Raw genomic sequence first — 19,407 nt, forward strand, 5'->3', positions numbered from 1 at the left:
GCTCCGAGGTCACGCCTCGGGGACGTTCTCCTCGATCTCGCGCAGCCATGCCGCGGGCGACGCGTCCGAGGGCATCCGCCAGTCCCCGCGCGGTGACATCGTGCCGCCCGGGGAGACCTTCGGTCCGTTCGGCAGGGCGGTGCGCTTGAACTGCGAGGCGAAGAACCGCCGGAAGAACACGAGCATCCACCTCCGGACGTCCGCGAGGTCGTAGGCGGAGCGCTCGTCGTGCGGGTAGTTCGGCGGCCAGTCGCCGACGGACGCGTCGCGCCACGCGTGCCAGGCCAGGAACGCGATCTTGGACGGTCGCAGGCCGTGCCGCAGCGTCCAGTACAGCGTGAGGTCCTGCAGCGCGTACGGTCCCACCATCGCCTCGGTGGACTGCGGCGTCTCGCCCTCACCGACCGGGACCAGCTCGGGGCTGATCTCCTGCACCACGACCTCGCGCAGCACGTCACCCACCTCGGCGGGGAAGTCGCCGGAGTCGGCCACCCAGCGGATGAGGTGCTGGATCAGCGTCTTCGGCACCCCGGTGTTCACCGCGTAGTGCGACATCTGGTCGCCCACGCCGTACGTGCACCAGCCGAGCGCCAGCTCGGACAGGTCACCCGTGCCCAGCACGATCCCGCCGCGGTGGTTCGCGATCCGGAACAGGTAGTCGGTGCGCAGCCCGGCCTGGACGTTCTCGAACGTCACGTCGTACACCGGCTCGCCGTCGCCCGCCGGGTGGCCGAGGTCGCGCAGCATCTGCGTCGCCGCGGGCCGGATGTCCAGCTCCTCGAACCCCACGCCGAGGGAGCGTGCCAGCCGGGTCGCGCGGTCCTTCGTCGCGGACGACGTCGCGAACCCCGGCATCGTGATCGCGTGCACGTCGGTGCGGGGCCGGCCCAGCCGGTCCATCGCCCTGGCGGCGACGACGAGGGCGTGCGTGGAGTCCAGGCCGCCGGAGACGCCGACGATCATCTTCGGCCGCCCGATGGCCTGCAACCGCTTCTCCAGTCCCGTGACCTGGATATTGTACGCCTCGTAGCAGTCGAGCGCGAGGCGCGCGGCGTCGTCGGGCACGAACGGGAAACGGTCCACCTTGCGCCGCAGGCCCAGGTCGCCCGACGGCGGACCCACCTCCCACTCGACGGTGCGGAAGCCCTGGACGCGCTCGCCCAGGCCTCGCCGGTTGTCGTCGAACGTCCCCTGCCGCAGGCGGTCCTGGCGCAGCCGGTCGAGGTCGACGTCCGCGACGGCGCGCCGCGGCCCGTCCGGGAACCGTTCGGTCTCGGCCAGCAGGTCGCCGGCCTCGTAGACCATCGTCTGCCCGTCCCACGACAGGTCCGTGGTGGACTCGCCCTGCGCCGCGGCGGCGTACACGTACGCGGCCAGGCACCGCGACGACGCCGAGCGGACCATGAGCCGCCGGTCCTCGGCGCGGGCGATCGTGATGGGGCTGGCGGACAGGTTGAGCAGGACCGTGGCGCCGGCCAGGGCCGCCTCGGCGGACGGCGGCACGGGCACCCACATGTCCTCGCACACCTCGACGTGCACCGTCAGGCCGGCGACGTCCGCGGCGCGGAACAGCAGGTCCGGGCCGAACGGGACGTCGTCGTCGGCGAACGGCAGCCGCACGGTGCCGCCGCGGTGGTCCGCCCCGGCCGCGAACCACCGCGACTCGTAGAACTCGCGGTAGGTGGGCAGGTACGACTTGGGCGCGACGCCGAGCACCCGGCCGCCCTGGACGACGACGGCGCAGTTCAGCACGCGCCCGTCGACCTCCACCGGCGCGCCCACCACGAGCAGCGGGCGCAGGTCGGCGCTCGCGGCGACGATCAGTGCCAGCGCGTCGGCCACGGCCTCCAGCAGCGTGTCGGCCAGGTGGAGGTCGTCCAGCGCGTAGCCCGACACCGACAGCTCCGGGAAGACCGCCACGGCGACACCCTCGTCGTGGCAGGCCCGCGCCTCGGCGAGGATCACGGCCGCGTTGGCGGCGGGGTCGGCGACCGTCACGGGCACGGTGCAGGCGGCGACACGGGCGAAGCCGTGGGCGTAGGCGTTGCGGAAGTCCACCCTCCGAGTGTGCCCGACGTCGTGCCTCCGTGTTCGCCGGGGGCGGCGCGGCCCGGATATGGTCGCACCGTGGCGCAGAAACCAGCGGGCTCCGACCCCGCTCCTCGACCCTCCGGCCCACGCTCGTCGAACGACTCCGGGCCCGCCTGGACGCCGGTGCGCAAGAACCGTGGCCGCGTCGTCGCGGCGATCGTGGCCCTCGCGATGCTGCTGACGGCGGTCGGGGGCGCGGCGGTGGGCATCCTGGCGGCTTCACCGGCGAGCGCGCACGACCGCCTGGTGTCGTCGGACCCGGCGGACGGCGACGAGCTCGACGCGCCGGTCGACACCCTCACGCTGACCTACAGCGCCGTGATCATCCCGGACGGCACCCAGGTGCGCGTCAGCACGCCGTCGGGCGAGGTCGACGCGGAGGTCGCCGTCGACGGCGAGACCGTCACCGCGACGTTCGACCCGTCCGACGAGGGCGGCGAGCACGTGGTGCAGTGGCGCGCCGTCTCCGCGGACGGCCACCCCATCGAGGGCGAGTTCTCCTACACCGTCGCGGCGCCGGCCGAGCCCGCCGACGAGCCGAGCGACGAGCCCGCCGACGAGCCCAGCGACGAGCCGGTGGCCGAGCCCACTGCCGAGCCCACCCCCGAGGTGTCGGAGCCGGCGGCAGGCGGGGCGGACGCGGCCGCCGACGAGGCTGGCTCGGGCAGCGCGATGCCGCTCGTCTACGGTGCCGTCCTGGTGGTCCTGATCGGTACGGCGGCCGTGCTCGTCACCCGGTCGCGCCGACGCCTGCACGAGTCCGTCGAGCCCGGCCCGCGGGACGGTCCGCAGGTCTGAACCAGCCGTCCGTGCGGCCTGCGAGCCACGCCGAAGGGCGCAAAAGTCGCAGGAACGTGCGGATGTTCCTTAGTGTGTTCCCGGTCCACCGGTTCGCGCCGGACCGACCGAGAACGTGACGACGTGCGGGTCTCGTACGTCGTGATCCGGAGAAGGGGATTCACATGTCGCTGAACAAGTCCGAGCTCGCCTCGGCCATCGCCGCCAAGGCCGACCTGACCAAGTCGGACGCCGAGGCTGCGCTCAACGCCCTCCAGGAGGTGCTCATCGAGTCGCTCGGCAAGGGTGAGGCCGTCAAGGTCACCGGTCTGCTGTCGGTGGAGCGCGTCGAGCGTGCCGCCCGCACCGGCCGCAACCCCCGCACGGGCGAGGAGATCCAGATCCCCGCGGGCTACGGCGTCAAGATCAGCGCCGGTTCGCTGCTGAAGAAGGCCGTCGCCAAGTGACGTCCCGCTGACCTCGGTCAGCACCTCGAGGGCCCGCCGTCCGCTCTGCCGCGGACGGCGGGCCCTCGCGCGTCACAGGTCGCCCTTGCGCTCCAGGAAGCGCATGGCGACCCAGCCGAACGGCACCCGGCCCCAGTAGGTGACGAGCCGGAACAGGATCGTGGTGGACAGCGCGATCGACGCCGGGATGCCGGCGGCGGTGAGGCCGGCGGTGAGCGCGGCCTCGACTCCGCCCAGGCCGCCGGGCGTCGGGACGAGCGCGCCGAGGGCGTTGCCGACCAGGTAGATCACCGCGACGTCGATGAGGTGGAGCGACTGCCCGAACGCCGTCAGCGACGCGTCGAAGGCGAGCACGTACCCCAGCGACATGATCACGTTGCCGCCGATCCCCAGCGCGAGCCGACCGGGCTGGCCGAGCATCTGCGACAGTCGCGGCCACACCTGCTCGAGGGTGGGGCGCGTCTTCTCCCACACCCAGCGGCGCACCGCCGGGACCAGCAACGTCGCGATGACGACGGCGGCGACGCCGGCGATCGCGAGCAGCACGGTGATGGACGGCAGCTCGATGAGGCCGCCCGAGCCCGTGAAGATCGACAGCACCACGAGCAGCAGGACCGTCACCACGAACTGCGAGGCCTGCACCAGGGCCACGGTCGCGACCGCCATCGGCATCGCGACGCCGCGGCGGTTCAGCATGCGCAGGTTGAGCGCCGCGGGACCGATCCCGGCGGGGGCCGCGAGCGCGACGAACGATCCGGCCATCTGGGTCAGGGTGGCGCGCCACACCGGCAGCCGCTTCGGCGAGAACGCCACGAACGTCAGCGCGGCCCCGAACCAGGTGATCGCCCCCAGCGTGAACGCCACGACGATCCACCACGGGTTGGCCTGGCTCACCGCCTCGGTGATCTCGTCCAGGTTCATCGTGGTGACCAGCGCGGTGATCACCACGATGAACAGGGTCAGCATGATGACGGTGCGCGCGCCGAACCGGGTGATGTTCTGCGGCTGGACGTCGACCTGCGGGAGCCGTTCCACGAGCGCGTCGCGCAGCGCGTCGAGCAGGCCCTTGCGCTGGCGCACGGCCACCCGGGTGGGTGCGGGCAGCGCGACGGACTGCAGCAGCGGGCCGACGGCGGTCACGTCGGCGTCCGGGAGCGCCCGCACCGCGGACGCGACCGCTCGGTCCGGGCCGACCTTGAGCGCGAGCAGCGCCAGCATCTGGGTGAGGTCGAGGCGCCGGCCGAGCGTGGTGGAGGCGATCTCGCCCTGCTCCCAGCCGGTGAGCCAGACCCGCGGGGTGCCGTCGTCGTCGCGCCCGACGAGCAGCACGTCCTGCGTCAGCGCGTGGTGCGTCAGTCCCGCGGCGTGCGCGCGGCACAGCTGTTCCCAGGCGGCCGCGAGGATCTCGTCCCCGTCGTCCCCGTCGAGCGCGTCGTCGGGCAGGTCCCGCCACGAGACGGCGCCCTCGGCGTGCTCGTTCACCAGCACGATCGAGTCGGCGGCCTCGCCGACGCCGAGCAGGTGCGGAGTGCGGACGCCGGCCGCGGTCGCGGCATAGGTGAGGAGCGCGGTGCGCTCGGCGACCGCCTTGAGCGACACCTGCGCGCGCCCCTCGAGCCCGCGCAGCCGCAGCGCCCGCCAGGCCCGTGTCAGCACCCCGACCACGTGCCGGTCCCCGTCGAGGACGACGACGTCGCGCCGGTCGCCGTCAGGCGTGAACATCGCGTACACGCGGGTGTCGCCGGCCCGGGTCAGCGCCATGGTGGCGGGGTCCGCGAGGGTGCCCGACGACGGGATGTCCGGCTGGTCCACCTGCTCGCCCCGGCTGCCGCGAGCGCCGGCCCGGCCGCGGTGACGGATCATGGCCCGCAGGGTGGTGCGCCCGGTGACCTCACCGGCGGCGTCGACGTGGGTGACCGTGTCGTCGGGCAGCGCGCTGCCCGTACCGGTGCCGGGACCGTCCGTGCCGTCGTCGTCCACCTGTGCGGACACGCCCCGGACGCGGACCAGCGCGGTGGGCCGGAAGCCGGCGTGCCGGACGGCGGTGACGAGCTCGCCGCCGTAGGCCCGCTCCGAGCGGACCCCGGAGGCGTACTGGACCGCCTGCCCGGCGAGCCGGCCGAGCAGCAGTGCCACGAGCACGCCCGGCAGCGCGGCCTGCCCGGTGATCAGCGCGACGACGAGCGCGAGGTAGAGCACGTTCCAGGACCAGCGCACCGTCCGACGGCGGGTGCGCGGCCCGGCGGTCGTCAGCAGCCCTGCGATGGCGGACACGTAGCCCGGGATCGTGATCGTCCAGGCGCCGTCGCGGAACACCGACAGGGTGCGGACGAGCTCGTCGCTGCCCAGCCAGGCGAGCGCCAGCATGGCCAGCACGCCGAGGACCAGACCCAGGCCCGCGGCGACGATCGACTCGACGACCTGCCGCCCGAGCCGCCGCATGCCGAGCTCGAGCAGCGCCGCGACCGGCACGATCAGCGTGACGAGCCCTTCGAGGAGCTGGACCGGGATGAAGAGCAGCTCGCCGAGGAGCGTGTTGAACGCGCGCACGTCCTGGGTGACGCCCTCGGTGGTGCCGTGCGCGACCACCGACAGCACCAGGACCAGCGTGACGCCCAGCGCGCTGAGGACCAGCCCGAGCAGGTCGGAAGGGTTGCGCACGCGCTGCTCGGGGTTGTCGACCACGCGCACCAGGCCGGCGTCGTGGTCGGGTGGGCCCCCGCCGACGAACAGCGCGCGCAAGGCGCCCGTCGGGGGGTTCGAGGCCTCCTCGGGGGCGAGGGACCCGACCTCGTGCACGACGGAGCGCGGGGCAGCGGGCCCCGTCGGGGCCTCCTCACGCGCGCGGGACATGCTCGCGAGTCTAGGTGGGCGGGTCGCCGAGGGCTGGTCGAAATATGCCGTGTCCGAGGGGTAGTGTGCCGCGCACAACATCCGCAGCGTTGCGGGGCGGGTCGTATGGCGTCACACCGACGTGACCTGCCCGACACAGGCGGCTGCTAGACAACTCCGTGCCCGCGACGATCCGCGGCCGCATCCAGAGGAGATCAACCATGAGGTCCATTCGAGGCAACCGACGCGGCCTGTCCGCCGTCGCAGGCGCGGCGAGCGTCGCGGTCCTGCTCGCGGCGTGCAGCGGCGGTGGCGACGGCGAGAGCGGCGACGAGGGCGGCGACGCCGGCGGTGCGCTGACCGTCGGCACCACCGACAAGGTCACGACGATCGACCCCGCCGGTTCGTACGACAACGGGTCGTTCGCCGTGATGAACCAGGTCTACCCGTTCCTGATGAACACGCCGTACGGCAGCCCGGACGTCGAGCCCGACATCGCCGAGTCGGCCGAGTTCACCGAGCCCACCGAGTACACGGTGACGCTGAAGCCCGGTCTCAAGTGGGCCAACGGCAACGACCTGACCGCCTCGGACGTGAAGTTCAGCTTCGACCGCATGGTCGCCATCGCCGCGGAGAACGGCCCCTCCTCGCTGCTGTACAACCTGGACAGCACCGAGGTCGTGGACGACACCACCGTCGTCTTCCACCTCAAGAGCGAGAACGACCAGACCTTCCCGCAGATCCTGTCCTCCCCGGCCGGCCCGATCGTCGACGAGGACGTCTTCTCCGCCGACGAGCTGACGCCCGACCAGGAGATCGTCGACGGCAACGCCTTCGCGGGCCAATACGCGATCACCAGCTACAACTTCAACGAGCTCATCACCTACGAGGCGTACGAGGGCTACCAGGGCCTGCTCGGCCCGGCCGAGACGGCCGAGGTGAACGTCTCGTACTTCGCCGACTCCTCGAACCTCAAGCTCGAGGTGCAGCAGGGTTCGGTCGACGTGGCGTTCCGCTCGCTGTCCTCCACCGACGTCGAGGACCTCCAGGGCGACGACAACGTCAAGGTCGTCGAGGGGCCGGGCGGCGAGATCCGCTACATCGTCTTCAACTTCGACACGCAGCCGTACGGTGCCGAGCAGCCGGAGGCCGACGAGGACAAGGCGCTCGCCGTGCGCCAGGCCGTCGCGCACCTGATCGACCGCGACGCGATCTCGGAGCAGGTCTACAAGGGCACCTACACCCCGCTGTACTCCTACGTCCCGGCGGGCCTGACCGGCGCGACCGAGTCCCTCAAGGAGCTCTACGGCGACGGGCAGGGCGGCCCGGACGCGGCCGCCGCGGAGCAGGCACTGAACGACGCGGGCGTCGAGACGCCCGTCGGCCTGAGCCTGCAGTACTCGAACGACCACTACGGGCCGTCGTCCGGTGACGAGTACGCCCTCATCAAGGACCAGCTCGAGGAGTCCGGCCTGTTCACGGTCGACCTGCAGACCACCGAGTGGGTCCAGTACAGCGAGGACCGCTCCTCCGACGTCTACCCCGCGTACCAGCTCGGCTGGTTCCCGGACTACTCGGACGCCGACAACTACCTGACGCCGTTCTTCCAGACGGAGAACTTCCTCAGCAACCACTACTCGAACCCCGCGGTCGACGACCTCATCCTGGAGCAGGGCGTCGCCACCGACCCGGCCGAGCGCACCGCCATCATCGAGGAGATCCAGGACACCGTGGCGCAGGACCTGTCCACGGTGCCCTACCTCCAGGGTGCTCAGGTCGCCGTCGTCGGCGCCGACGTCACGGGTGCCGAGGACACGCTCGACCCGTCGTTCAAGTTCCGCTACGCCGCGCTGGCCAAGGGCTGACGGGCCGGTACATCGCCCGTGGCTGCAACACCTGCAGCGGGAGGCGCACTGGGACGGTACGTCCTGGTGCGCTTCCTGCTGATCATCCCCACCGTCTTCATCCTGGTCACCACCGTGTTCGTGCTCATGCGCGCCACCGGTGACCCGATCACGGCCGCCCTCGGCGGTCGTCTCACCCCGGACCAGCTCGCCGAACGCATCCACGCCGCCGGGTACGACCGGCCGATCATCGTGCAGTACTGGGACTACCTTTCCGGGATCTTCACCGGCGACCTCGGCACGACCCTCAGCGACAGCCGGCCCGTGACCGAGGTGCTCACCACCTACGGCGCGGCGACGCTCGAGCTCAGCGTCTACGCGGTGCTCGTCGCCGCACTGCTGGGCGTCCCGTTCGGCATGCTGAGCGGCTACTTCCGTGACCGCGTCCCGGACGCCGTCCTGCGGGTGCTCGCGATCCTGGCGTACGCCACGCCCGTGTTCTTCGCGGGCCTGCTGCTCAAGCTCGTCTTCTCGGTCTGGCTCGGGTGGTTCCCCGTGGCGGGCCGCGTGTCGACCGGCGGCGAGATCGAGATGCGCAAGGCCGGCGCCGACTCCGGGTTCGTGCTGATCGACGCGCTGCGCACCGGGGACCCCGAGGTCGTCCTCGACGTGCTCTCCCACGCCGCCCTGCCGGCGCTCGCGCTCGGGCTGCTGACCGCCGGGATCTTCCTCCGGCTCGTCCGCACCAACATGATCGGCACCCTCGGCACCGACTACGTGACGGCGGCCCGCTCGCGGGGCATCAGCGAGCGCCGCCTCGTCACGGGTCACGCCTGGCGGCCGGCCCTCATCCCGATCATCACCGTGGCCGGCATGCAGATCGCCATGCTGCTGGTCGGCGCGGTCCTCACCGAGACCACGTTCGAGTGGCGCGGGCTGGGCTTCCAGCTCGCGCAGTACCTGCAGGCGCGTGACTTCGTCGCCGTGCAGGGGATCGTCGTGGTGATGGCCGTGGTGGTGGCCGTGACGAACTTCCTGGTCGACATGATCGCGGTCCTCGTGGACCCGAGAGTGAGGTACTGATGACTGCGCCGGAGATCACGAGCGTCGGCACCGCTGGTGCCGCGCCGGAGCACCTGCGCGGTCGCGGTGCGTGGTTCAAGCGGCTGCCCGTGGTGCACCAGCTGCGCCAGAGCGTCGGGCTGCAGCGCGGCATGCTGGTCGCCGGACTGGTCCTCATGGGGGCCTTCGTCCTGCTGGCGGCCGGTGCACGGTGGATCGCGCCGTACACGTGGGCGCAGCTGCGCGGCCCGGACGGCATGTTCGGTGCGCAGCAGCCGCCCAGCGCCGAGCACTGGTTCGGCACCACCGTGGGCGGCTACGACGTGCTGTCCCGGGTGGTGTGGGGTGCGCAGACGGCGCTGTTCGTCGTCGTCGTGGCGGTGCTGTCCTCGATCGTGGTCGGGGTGGTCCTCGGGCTGCTGTCCGGGTACTTCGGGGGCTGGCTCGACCGGATGCTCGTGCTCGTGGCGGACGCCGTCTACGCGTTCCCGTCCCTGCTGCTCGCCATCCTGCTCGCCATCGTCATCTCGGGCGGGCAGTCGAGCATGTGGGGCGGCATCTTCGCCGCGGCGCTGTCCATCACCGTGGTGTTCGTGCCGCAGTACTTCCGCGTGGTGCGGGCCGAGGTGGTCCGGGTCAAGGGCGAGGCGTTCGTCGACTCGGCGCGCGTGCTCGGCACCGGGCACTGGCGGATCATGACGCGCCACGTGCTGCGCAACTCGATCCGCACGCTGCCCCTCATCGTGACCCTCAACGCCTCCGAGGCGATCCTCACGCTCGCCGGGCTCGGCTTCCTGGGCTTCGGGATCGAGCCGACGGCGGCCGCCGAGTGGGGCTACGACCTGCAGCGGGCCGTCGCCGACGTCACGTCGGGCATCTGGTGGACCGCGCTGTTCCCGGGGCTGGCGATCGTCATCGCCGCCATGGGGATGACGCTGGTCGGCGAGTCGCTCAACGACCTCGCCGACCCGCGGCTGCGCTCGCGGTCCCGGTCGAAGCAGGTCTCCGGGAAGGTCGCGGCCACGTCCGTCCTCGCGGACGACCAGCAGAAGGGAGACGTCGCGTGAGCGCCGTCGCATCGATCAACGACCTGGCGATCTCGTTCGCCACCGACGCCGGGCCGGTGCGCGCCGTCGACGGCGTGAGCCTCGAGGTGCGCCCGGGCGAGGTCCTGGCCGTCGTGGGGGAGTCCGGCTCGGGCAAGACCGTGACGGCGAAGGCCATCCTCGGCCTGCTGCCCGCCACGGCCACGATCCGGGGCGCCGTGGTGCTGACCGGGCGGGACGGCAGCACCACCGACGTCGTGTCGGTGTCGGGCGCGAAGCTCCGCGAGGTGCGCGGCCGGGACGTCGCGATGGTCTTCCAGGAGCCGTCGAGCGTCCTGAACCCGGTCTACACGGTGGGCCGGCAGATCGCGGAAGGGCTGCGCGCCCACGGCAAGGTCTCGAAGAAGGAGGCGCGTCGCCGCGCGATCGAGGTGCTGGGCACGGTCGGCATCCCGGACCCCGAGGAGCGGGTGGACCACTACCCGCACCAGTTCTCGGGCGGGCAGAAGCAGCGCATCGTCATCGCGATGGCGCTGGTGCTGAACCCGGGCCTGATCGTGGCGGACGAGCCGACCACGGCCCTCGACGTCACGGTGCAGGCCGAGATCCTCGAGCTGCTGCGGCGGCTGCGGGACGACACGGGCACGGCGATCGTCCTCATCACGCACAACATGGGCGTGGTCGCGGACCTGGCGGACCGCGTCGCGGTGATGTACCAGGGTGAGGTCGTGGAGAGCGCCCCGGTCAAGGACCTCTTCGCCGACCCGCAGGCCGAGTACACCAGGGCGCTGCTCGGTGCGGTCCCGCGGATCGGCGAGGGTGTGGCTCGCGCAGAGGCCCGCCTCGAGGAGCGTCCGCAGGGGTGGCACGACGCCGAGCCGGTCGTCCGCGCGGACGGCCTGACCATCACCTACCCGGGCCGCCTGCGGCAGCCGTCGTTCACGGCGGTGGACGACGTCTCGTTCACCATCCGGCCGGGCGAGGTGCTGGGCCTGGTGGGCGAGTCCGGCTCGGGCAAGACGACGATCGCGCGCGCGATCGCCGGCCTGACGCCGGTGAGCGGCGGGTCGCTCGAGGTGCTCGGCGCGCAGATGAACGGTGCGCGCGGGCGGAGCCTGCGGACGATGCGCCCCCGGCTGGGGTTCGTGTTCCAGGACCCGGCCACCTCGTTCAACCCGCTGCTGACCATCGCGGAGTGCGTGGCAGAACCGCTGGTGGTGCACGGGCGTGCCCGGACGCCGGAGGCGGCGCGCAAGCGGGTCGACGAGCTGCTCGAGGCGGTGCAGCTGCCCCGCTCGTACGGCGACCGGTTCCCGCACGAGCTGTCCGGCGGGCAGCGTCAGCGGGCGTCCCTCGCCCGGGGCCTGGCTCTCGACCCGGAGCTGCTGGTCGCGGACGAGCCGACGTCGGCCCTCGACGTCTCGGTCCAGGCCAAGGTGCTGGCGTTGTTCACCGAGCTGCAGGCCGAGCTCGGCTTCGCGTGCCTGTTCGTGTCGCACGACCTGGCGGTGGTGGACCTCCTCGCGGACCGGATCGCGGTGCTGTACCGCGGTCGGCTCGTCGAGGAGGGGACGGGCGCCGAGGTGCTCGGTGCGCCGCGCGAGGACTACACCCGGCGGTTGCTCGCGTCGCTGCCGGTGCCGGACCCGGTGGCCCAGGCGGAGCGGCGGCAGGCGTGGGAGGAGCTCACGGCGGCACCCGTCAGGTGATGCCGAGCGCCGCCCGCCACTCGGCCGGCACCAGCGCGTAGCCCACGAACGCGACGACGTCGAGCACGGTGTGCGCGACGACGAGGGGCAGCACGCGGTGCCGGCCCCACCGGGAGGTGTAGAACCAGGCGAAGACGACGCCCATGACGACGTTGCCGAGGAACGGTCCGATCCCCTGGTACAGGTGGTAGGACCCGCGCAGCAGCGAGCTGACGACGACGATCTTGAGGCGCGTCCATCCGAGGTCGGTGGTGCGCTCGGCGAGGTAGGCCACCGCGACGACCTCCTCGAGCAGCCCGTTCTGCAGGGCGGCGAGGATCAGCACCGGCACGGTCCACCAGTGCGCGTCCAGGGCGCTGGCCTGGACGCTCACGGTGATCCCGAGGAGGCGCCCCAGGGCGTAGAAGGCGAGGCCGGGCAGCCCGATGGCCGCGGCCAGTGCGAAGCCCCAGGTGGTGTCGCGGCCGGGCCGGGCGGCGTCGAGCCCGATGCGCCGCAGCGTGCCGGGCCCTCGGGCGCTGAGCAGGTAGATCGCCAGGGCGACGGGGACGAGGGCGAACGCGACGCCGAGGAGCTGGTAGGTCAGGTCGAGCCAGGGCCGGGGCGAGCGGGACGCGTTGAGGGTGGCGGACTGCTCCGCCAGCGACGTCTCCGCGGTGAGCCGCGCGACGATGTTCACCAGCGCGTAGACGCCGCTCTGGCCGAGGCTCAGCCCGAGCACGATCCAGATCTCGGCGCCGGTCCGACGGCGGTCGCGCACCGTGCGCGCCGGTGCGGCGGGCGCGGGGGCCATCCATCGGTCGGGCGGTGCGGAGGCGGAGTCGTGCACGGCGTCCAGGGTAGGCCTACCCACGGTGCGGTGGTGGGCCGACGGGCGTGGTCAGGGTGCCGGGTCGGAGCCCGAGGAGCTCGCCGGACGCGGGTGGATCCGGGCGAGCGGGGCCGCCGTCATCCCGTGCACCACGGTGCTGGCCGCGACCGCGAGCATCCCGAGGGCGAAGACGCGCGGGTCGGTCACGCCCTGGTCCCGCGCGTACGTGAGGTAGAAGACCGCGGAGACCCCCATCGGGCCGAACCAGCCGGCGAACGCGGCGTCGCGGCGGGTCAGGCCGAGCACGGGCGCGGACAGCAGCACCGCCGGCAGGCGGCGCACGAGCAGGACCCCGACGGTCACGAGGACGACGACGGGTCCCAGCGCGGCCCAGTCCGCCCACGGCAGCGCTGCGCCGACGAGCACGAAGAACGGGACGACGGCGTACCGGTTCACGGCCTCGTCGATCATGTCCTGCTCTTCTCGGATCGTCCGGTCGGTGCGTGCCCCGTAGGCGACGCCGGCCCCGAAGACGGCCAGCACGTCGTCGGTCCCGGCGAGCTGGGCGACGCCGAGGGTCGCCAGGGCGAGCAGGAGCGTGAGCATGAGCGTGGGCCCGCTGTCGAGGTCGTGCTCGCGCGTCGCGATCCGGCGGCCCGCGGCGGCGGCGAGCCCGAGGACGACGCCGATCGCGACGGCGCCCAGCACCTCCCAGGTGAGGAGCAGCAGCTCGTGGCCGGTCTCGCGCGGGGTGAGGGCGAGGGAGATCGTGACGGCTACCAGGGGGAGTGCGAGGCCGTCGTTGATGCCGCTCTCGGCGGTGAGCAGGGCGCGCACCCGGCTCGGCAGGGACTTCTCCGCGACGTCGCCGGTGACCACGGAGGCGGCGAGCACGGGGTCGGTGGGGCTCAGGCAGGCTCCGACGACGGCGGCCAGCGCCAGCGGGAGCCCGAGGGCCAGTGCGAGGGCGCCTGAGACCAGCGCCGCGACGGGCATGACGACGACCAGCAGCCAGACCACGGGGCGCACCAGGGACCGGAGCTGGTCGGCCGGGAAGCGCAGCGCAGCGGCCATGACGGAGGCGGCCAGCAGCAGGCGTGACGACTCGAGCAGGAGCGTGTCGCGCTGCGCGTCGTCCCAGCCGAGGGCACCGGAGCCGCCCAGGACGCCGGCCTGGCCGAGCGCGACACCGAGGAGCAGCCCGACCATCGCTTCGGTGACGGGCAGGAAGCGCAGGCGTCTGCTCAGGAGTGCCAGGAGGACGCTCGCCACGCCGATCGTCGCGTACAGGAGCGGCAGCTCCATGGGATCTCCTCTGCCTCGGCCGAAGGGCGGTGTCTCGCACGGTAGGCGAGTCCTCCGTCGGCCGCAGGGGGTTGTGCTGCCTCCGCACGTATGCGACCCTACAAACAGGTTTGCAACACAAACTACTTCGCAAGACCTGAAAGGTGCCGAGATGACCAGCCCCGAGCACGACGACGACGCCCCCGGGCGTCCGCCGCTCGACCCCGCCGAGTCCCTGCGGCTCATCGAGGAGTCCCAGCAGCGCGCTCGCGCCGCGACCGAGCCCGACGGGAGGCTGCTGTACCTCGTCTGGGGCGTCGCGTGGCTCGTCGGGTACCTCGTGCTGTGGACGAGCACCCGGTCGAACGGCAGCGCGCCCGACGGCATCGCGTTCGCGGTCTTCTTCGCCCTGCTGGCCGTCGCGATGACGATCACCATCGTGCACAGCGTCGTCCGGGGCGCCGGCACCCGCGGACCCGGCACCCGCGCCGGCACCATGTACGGCTGGTCCTGGTGCCTCGCGTTCGTGACGTACCCGTTCATCATCGGCGGCATCGCCGACGCGGGGGCCTCGGACGAGGTCATCGGCCTCGTCGCCAACGCGCTCGCCTGCGTGATCGTCGGCCTGATGTACCTCGCCGGCGGCACGTTCTTCTGCGACAACCGCCTCTACGTGCTCGGCCTGTGGATCCTGCTCACGGGCGGCGTCGCCACCGCGGCCGGGATGCCCGCCACCTACCTCGTCATGGCGCTCGCCGGCGGCGGCGGGTTCTTCGTCATGTGCGGCATCGAGGTGGTGCTCGTGGCCCGACGACGGCGCCGCGGCCGGGTGCCCGGCGCCACCGCCGCCGTCGGGCCGGGTGCCGACGATGACTGAGCTCGACACCGTCATCCACGCCCCCGCACGCCTGCGGGTCGTCTCCACCCTCGCGGCGCTGCCGCGGGACGACGAGATCGTCTTCCCCCGGCTGCAACAGCTCCTCGACATGACCGCGGGGAACCTCTCGACCCACGTGCGCAAGCTCGAGGACGCCGGCTACGTCCGGGTCGTCAAGGGGCACGCCGGCCGCAAGCCCGTCACCTATCTCGCACTGACCACCGAAGGCCGCCGCGCCTTCGAGGACTACACGACCACCCTCACCGCACTGCTGAAGGGAACAGGATCATGACCGTCATCACCGTCGACGGCGTCACCCGCCGATTCGGGGACGTGGTCGCGCTCGACGACGTCTCCCTCGACGTCGGCCCCGGCGAGCTCGTGGGGCTGCTCGGCCCCAACGGCGCCGGCAAGTCCACGCTGCTGTCGCTGATCAGCGGGCAGCGCAGGCCCGACCGCGGGACCGTCCGCCTCCTGGGTGGAGACCCGCGCGACGCGGCGAGCCGGATCGGGCTGGGGATCACCCCGCAGGAGACCGGCCTGCCGGCGACCCTGCGCGTGGGGGAGGTCGTCGACTTCGTCGGCGGGCACTTCCCGGACCCCGTGCCCACCGGTGAGCTGCTCGACCAGTTCGGCCTCACCGAGATGTCCCGCAAGCAGACCGGGGCGCTGTCCGGCGGGCAGAAGCGGCGGCTCGCCGTCGCGCTGTCGCTGGTCGGGCGGCCGCGCGTCGTCCTGCTCGACGAGCCCACCACGGGCCTCGACGTCAGCGCGCGCCAGGCGCTGTGGGACGCCATCCGCCGGTACCACGCCGGCGGTGGCACGGTGCTGCTGACCAGCCACTACCTCGAGGAGGTCCAGGCGCTCGCCGAGCGCGTCGTGGTCATCGACCGCGGCGTCGTGCGCGCCGACGACTCGCTCGAGGCGATCCTGCAGCAGGTCTCGCTGCGACGCGTGGTGCTCACCTGCGCCGACGACCTCTCCGCCTGGCCGGGGGTCGTGCGCGTCGAGCGGTTCGACGGGGCGTCGTCCGACGGCGGCACCCGGCAGTCGCTGTTCACCCCCGACGCGGACGCCCTCGTCCGCGACCTGGTGCGTGCCGACGTCGACTTCCGCGACCTCGAGATCCGGGGCGCCAGCCTCGAGGAAGCGTTCGCGGAGATGGTCGACACCGCCGTGCCGGCCCCCCTGGAAGGAGCGACCCGATGACCACCACGCACCCCACCACCCGACCTGGCGCCCCGCCGTCGGGCCCGGCGCAGACCGTGAGCCCGGCCCGCCTGGCCTGGCTGCACCTGCGGTTCCAGTTCCTCGAGACGGTACGGATCCCGATGGCGGTGATCGGCAACGCGCTGTTCCCGGCGCTGGCCATGGCGTTCTTCGTGGTGCCCCAGGCCGAGGTGGCGGGCAACCCGGCGTTCGCGACGATGGCGGTGGCGGGGCTGGCCATGTTCGGCGTGTGCTCCGCGAGCCTGTTCACGTACGGGCTCGGGGTCGCCGAGGACCGCGCGCTGCCGTTCGACCCGTTCGTGCGCTCCCTGCCGGCCGGCCCGATGCCGCGCATGGTGGCACGGGTGGGCAACGGGGCGATCTTCGCGCTGTTCGGCCTGGTCCCGCTCATCGTCGTGGCCTGGCTGTTCACGGACGCCGCGGTCACCGCGTCGGAGCTGGCGGTCGGGATCGGGATGATCCTGCTGACGTCGGTGCCGTTCGTCCTGCTGGGGATGGGTATCGGCTACTCGCTCACGGCCAAGGCGGCGCTGCCGATCGTGCAGGTGATCCTGTTCCCGTTGGCGTTCGCGGGCGGGCTGTTCCTGCCGCCGATGATGTTCCCCGCGTGGCTGGACACCCTCTCGCAGGCGACCCCCACGCGCGCCGGCCGCGACCTGATGGTCGAGGCGCTCACCGGCATCGAGGCCAACCCGTGGGCCTGGCCGGTGCTTATCGGCTGGACGCTCGTCTTCGGCGCGCTGGCCGCGTGGGCGTACCGCCGTGACGAGGGCCGCCGCTTCCGCTGAACCCCGAGCGTTGTGGGCGCGAATTCTGTGCCGCCAAATCCACCCAAAGCGGGGTGAAACAGGCCAGAATTCGCGCCCACAACGCGCTCGAGCGGCGGCTCAGCCCGCGCGACGCAGGCGCAGCGAGTTCGACACCACGATGACCGACGACGCCGCCATCGCCGCACCCGCGATCATCGGGTTGAGCAGACCTGCCGCGGCGAGCGGGATCGCCGCCACGTTGTACGCGAACGCCCAGAACAGGTTCTGCTTGATGACGCGCAGGGTCGCGCGGGAGAGGCGCACCGCCGTGGCGGCAGCCCGCAGGTCGCCCCGCACCAGGGTGATGTCGCTCGCCTGCATCGCCACGTCCGTGCCGGTGCCCATCGCGAGCCCGAGGTCCGCCGTGGCCAGCGCGGCGGCGTCGTTCACGCCGTCGCCGACCATCGCGACCGTCCGTCCCTCGCCCTGCAGCCGGGCGATCGTCGTGGCCTTGTCCTGCGGCAGCACGCGGGCGATCACCGCGTCGATGCCGACCTCGGCGGCCGCAGCCCGCGCCGCGCCCTCGGAGTCGCCGGTGAGCAGCACCGGGCGCAGACCCAGGTCGCGCAGCTCGCGGACGGCCTCCGCGGAGGTCGGCTTCACGGGGTCGCGCAGCACGAGCGTCGCCCGCGCGGTGCCGTCCCACGCGACGACGACGGCGGTCGCCCCGGTGGCCTCGGCCCGCCCGACGGCGTCACGAACCTCGTCCGGCACGCGCACGCCCGCGTCGTCGAGCCAGGTCAGGCGACCGACCGTGACCCGCCGGGCACCGAGCCCGGTGCCCCCGGCGCCGAGCCCGGAGTGGGCCGTGCGGACCACGGCCTCCACGCCACCGCCGGGGGTGGAGCGGAAGTCGAACACCTGCAGCGCGCCGATGGTGACGCCGTCGGCCCCGGTGCCCCGGGCGGCCCCGTCGACGGCCGTCGCCGAGTGCTCTGGCGCCGCCGCGACCGCCTGGGCGATCGGGTGCTCGCTGCGGGCCTCGACGACGGCGGCGTACCGGAGCGCCTCGCCCGCCGAGACTCCCTCGGCCGGCTCCACGTGCTCGAGCGCCATCGCGCCCTGCGTCACCGTGCCGGTCTTGTCGAGCACCACCGTGTCGACGCGGCGGGTGGACTCCAGGATCTCCGGGCCCTTGATGAGCACGCCGAGCTGTGCGCCACGGCCGGTGCCGACGAGCAGCGCCGTCGGGGTCGCGAGGCCGAGCGCGCAGGGGCAGGCGATGATCAGCACCGCGACGGCGGCGGTGAACGCGAGCTGGGCGCCGGCGCCCGCGAGCAGCCAGCCGCCCAGGGTGAGCACGGCCAGGACCAGCACGATCGGCACGAACACCGCGGAGATGCGGTCCGCGAGCCGCTGGACCGGAGCCTTGCCCGTCTGCGCGCGGGACACGAGCCGCCCGATCTGGGCCAGCGTGGTCTCCTCGCCGACGCGCGTGGCGCGCACCAGCAGGTGGCCCGACGTGTTCACCGTGGCACCCGTGACGGCGTCGCCCGGTCCCACGTCCAGCGGTACCGGCTCGCCCGTCAGGAGCGACGTGTCGACGGCGGACGTGCCCTCGACGACCTCGCCGTCGGTGGCGACCTTCTCGCCCGGGCGGACGGTGAACAGGTCGCCGGTACGCAGCGCGGCGACGGCCACGTGCTCCGTGACGTGCGCGCCGTCCTGGCGCGTGACCGGGTGCCCGTCCGGGCCGGTGACGACCCGCTCGGCCTCCTTGGCGCCGAGCTCCAGCAGCGAGCGCAGCGCGTCGCCCGCACGGCGCTTGGACCGGTGCTCGGCATACCGGCCGGCCAGGAGGAACGTGGTCACGACGGCGGCGACCTCGAGGTAGAGCTCGGGCGTGGCCGCGTGCTCGCGCGACGGCAGCAGGGTGACCTGCATCGTCATGCCGATCTCGCCGGCGCCTCCGATCAGGAGCGCCCACAGCGACCAGAGGGTCGCGGCCGCGACGCCGATCGAGACGAGCGTGTCCATGGTCGAGGAGCCGTGGCGGGCGGCCCGGGCGGCCGCGGTGTGGAACGGCCAGGCGGCCCAGGTCACGACCGGCAGGGCGAGGGCGGCGACCACCCACTGCCAGCCGGCGAACTGCCAGGCGGGGACCATCGACAGCAGCACGACGGGCACGGTGAGGACGGCGGCGACGCGCAGCCGGCGGCGCAGGTCGTCGCCGCGGTACTCGGTGTGCACGTGGCCGCCGGAGTGCTCGCTGTGCTCGGCATGCTCGTCGGACGCGGCCGGGGTGGCGCCGTCGGGCGCGGGGGCCACCGGTCGCGAGCCGGTGACCGTGGCGGTGTATCCGGCGGCGGAGACGGCCTGCAGGAGGTCGGCGTCGGTGACGCCGTCCGGCCGGCGCACGTGCGCGCTCTCGAGCGGCAGGTTCACGGTGGCCTCGACGCCGGGCAGCCGGGTGAGCTTCTTCTCGACCCGGGCGACGCACGAGGCGCACGTCATGCCCTGGATGGCGAGGTCCACCTCGGCCTGCGGGGTGGGGGTGGGGGTGTCGTGGGTGGTGCTGTGGGGGGTGCTCATGGGTGACTCCTGGATGGTGCGGTGCGGCGGAGGTCA

Annotated in this window: 15 protein-coding genes; 10 read left to right on the plus strand and 5 right to left on the minus strand. The window is 73.0% G+C overall.

Translation table 11 applies throughout. The features are described 5' to 3' along the window. Positions 1-9: 9 nt before the first annotated feature. Positions 10-2,058 (minus strand): NAD(+) synthase, encoded by a 2,049-nt coding sequence (locus ACWAT2_RS13795; RefSeq protein WP_402376505.1) that lies wholly within the window; start codon positions 2,056-2,058, stop codon positions 10-12. Between the two features lie 69 nt (positions 2,059-2,127). Between ACWAT2_RS13795 and ACWAT2_RS13800 the strand changes: the two genes are divergently transcribed. Together ACWAT2_RS13800 and ACWAT2_RS13805 are read left to right on the plus strand one after the other, a co-directional pair. Beyond that, entirely contained in the window at positions 2,128-2,889 is a 762-nt protein-coding gene (locus tag ACWAT2_RS13800) for a copper resistance protein CopC (RefSeq protein ID WP_402376502.1), read from the plus strand. A gap of 164 nt (positions 2,890-3,053) precedes the next feature. After that, positions 3,054-3,335 carry an HU family DNA-binding protein gene (locus ACWAT2_RS13805; protein WP_106265333.1) on the plus strand — a complete coding sequence of 94 codons (282 nt, stop codon included), beginning with the start codon at positions 3,054-3,056 and terminating at the stop codon, positions 3,333-3,335. A gap of 72 nt (positions 3,336-3,407) precedes the next feature. Here the strand turns inward: ACWAT2_RS13805 and ACWAT2_RS13810 are convergent, their stop codons facing one another. Continuing rightward, complete coding sequence (locus tag ACWAT2_RS13810; RefSeq protein WP_402376499.1) at positions 3,408-6,188, minus strand: flippase-like domain-containing protein; 2,781 nt, start codon at positions 6,186-6,188, stop codon at positions 3,408-3,410. Positions 6,189-6,388: 200 nt separating this feature from the next. Here ACWAT2_RS13810 and ACWAT2_RS13815 point away from each other — a divergent pair, with 200 nt between their 5' ends. The 4 genes from ACWAT2_RS13815 to ACWAT2_RS13830 all read left to right on the plus strand — a co-directional run bounded on the left by ACWAT2_RS13815 (position 6,389) and on the right by ACWAT2_RS13830 (position 11,828). Beyond that, on the plus strand, positions 6,389-8,032 hold the full coding sequence (locus ACWAT2_RS13815; RefSeq protein ID WP_402376496.1) for an ABC transporter substrate-binding protein: 1,644 nt from the start codon (positions 6,389-6,391) through the stop codon (positions 8,030-8,032). A 66-nt stretch (positions 8,033-8,098) separates the two neighbouring features. Beyond that, complete coding sequence (locus ACWAT2_RS13820) at positions 8,099-9,094, plus strand: ABC transporter permease (protein ID WP_402376494.1); 996 nt, start codon at positions 8,099-8,101, stop codon at positions 9,092-9,094. Beyond that, positions 9,094-10,140, plus strand: coding sequence for an ABC transporter permease (locus ACWAT2_RS13825; RefSeq protein ID WP_402376491.1), 1,047 nt, complete (start codon positions 9,094-9,096; stop codon positions 10,138-10,140). The genes ACWAT2_RS13820 and ACWAT2_RS13825 overlap by 1 nt, the downstream gene beginning before the upstream one ends. Then, complete coding sequence (locus tag ACWAT2_RS13830; protein ID WP_402376489.1) at positions 10,137-11,828, plus strand: dipeptide ABC transporter ATP-binding protein; 1,692 nt, start codon at positions 10,137-10,139, stop codon at positions 11,826-11,828. Before ACWAT2_RS13825 ends, ACWAT2_RS13830 begins: the two co-directional genes overlap by 4 nt. Here ACWAT2_RS13830 and ACWAT2_RS13835 read toward each other — a convergent pair. Both ACWAT2_RS13835 and ACWAT2_RS13840 read right to left on the minus strand, forming a co-directional pair. Next, a complete protein-coding gene (locus ACWAT2_RS13835) occupies positions 11,821-12,621 on the minus strand; it encodes a CPBP family intramembrane glutamic endopeptidase (protein WP_402376762.1) in 801 nt (266 codons plus the stop codon). The two genes, ACWAT2_RS13830 and ACWAT2_RS13835, sit on opposite strands and share 8 nt — an antisense overlap. A gap of 87 nt (positions 12,622-12,708) precedes the next feature. After that, on the minus strand, positions 12,709-13,944 hold the full coding sequence (locus ACWAT2_RS13840) for a cation:proton antiporter domain-containing protein (protein WP_402376486.1): 1,236 nt from the start codon (positions 13,942-13,944) through the stop codon (positions 12,709-12,711). Positions 13,945-14,095: 151 nt separating this feature from the next. Between ACWAT2_RS13840 and ACWAT2_RS13845 the strand changes: the two genes are divergently transcribed. From ACWAT2_RS13845 to ACWAT2_RS13860, 4 genes are read left to right on the plus strand one after another with little or no spacing between them, the layout of a single operon-like run. Continuing rightward, entirely contained in the window at positions 14,096-14,800 is a 705-nt protein-coding gene (locus ACWAT2_RS13845) for a hypothetical protein (RefSeq protein WP_402376484.1), read from the plus strand. Continuing rightward, positions 14,793-15,092, plus strand: coding sequence for a transcriptional regulator (locus ACWAT2_RS13850; RefSeq protein WP_402376482.1), 300 nt, complete (start codon positions 14,793-14,795; stop codon positions 15,090-15,092). Before ACWAT2_RS13845 ends, ACWAT2_RS13850 begins: the two co-directional genes overlap by 8 nt. Beyond that, the gene (locus tag ACWAT2_RS13855; protein ID WP_402376479.1) at positions 15,089-16,009 is read left to right on the plus strand and encodes an ABC transporter ATP-binding protein; all 921 of its coding nucleotides are present in this window, start codon (positions 15,089-15,091) and stop codon (positions 16,007-16,009) included. Before ACWAT2_RS13850 ends, ACWAT2_RS13855 begins: the two co-directional genes overlap by 4 nt. After that, on the plus strand, positions 16,006-16,818 hold the full coding sequence (locus tag ACWAT2_RS13860; protein WP_402376478.1) for an ABC transporter permease: 813 nt from the start codon (positions 16,006-16,008) through the stop codon (positions 16,816-16,818). Before ACWAT2_RS13855 ends, ACWAT2_RS13860 begins: the two co-directional genes overlap by 4 nt. 99 nt (positions 16,819-16,917) lie before the next feature. Here the strand turns inward: ACWAT2_RS13860 and ACWAT2_RS13865 are convergent, their stop codons facing one another. Next, entirely contained in the window at positions 16,918-19,371 is a 2,454-nt protein-coding gene (locus ACWAT2_RS13865; RefSeq protein WP_402376475.1) for a heavy metal translocating P-type ATPase, read from the minus strand. Positions 19,372-19,407: the final 36 nt, after the last annotated feature.

Source organism: Isoptericola sp. GX10416, from assembly GCF_056590155.1.

Bases quoted from the DNA above. Each gene is read 5' to 3' on its own strand.
- ACWAT2_RS13805 (WP_106265333.1), top strand. From the start codon at position 3,054: ATGTCGCTGAACAAGTCCGAGCTCGCCTCGGCCATCGCCGCCAAGGCC.
- ACWAT2_RS13810 (WP_402376499.1), bottom strand. From the start codon at position 6,188: ATGTCCCGCGCGCGTGAGGAGGCCCCGACGGGGCCCGCTGCCCCGCGC.
- ACWAT2_RS13815 (WP_402376496.1), top strand. From the start codon at position 6,389: ATGAGGTCCATTCGAGGCAACCGACGCGGCCTGTCCGCCGTCGCAGGC.
- ACWAT2_RS13825 (WP_402376491.1), top strand. From the start codon at position 9,094: ATGACTGCGCCGGAGATCACGAGCGTCGGCACCGCTGGTGCCGCGCCG.
- ACWAT2_RS13835 (WP_402376762.1), bottom strand. From the start codon at position 12,621: ATGGCCCCCGCGCCCGCCGCACCGGCGCGCACGGTGCGCGACCGCCGT.
- ACWAT2_RS13840 (WP_402376486.1), bottom strand. From the start codon at position 13,944: ATGGAGCTGCCGCTCCTGTACGCGACGATCGGCGTGGCGAGCGTCCTC.
- ACWAT2_RS13845 (WP_402376484.1), top strand. From the start codon at position 14,096: ATGACCAGCCCCGAGCACGACGACGACGCCCCCGGGCGTCCGCCGCTC.
- ACWAT2_RS13850 (WP_402376482.1), top strand. From the start codon at position 14,793: ATGACTGAGCTCGACACCGTCATCCACGCCCCCGCACGCCTGCGGGTC.
- ACWAT2_RS13855 (WP_402376479.1), top strand. From the start codon at position 15,089: ATGACCGTCATCACCGTCGACGGCGTCACCCGCCGATTCGGGGACGTG.
- ACWAT2_RS13860 (WP_402376478.1), top strand. From the start codon at position 16,006: ATGACCACCACGCACCCCACCACCCGACCTGGCGCCCCGCCGTCGGGC.
- ACWAT2_RS13865 (WP_402376475.1), bottom strand. From the start codon at position 19,371: ATGAGCACCCCCCACAGCACCACCCACGACACCCCCACCCCCACCCCG.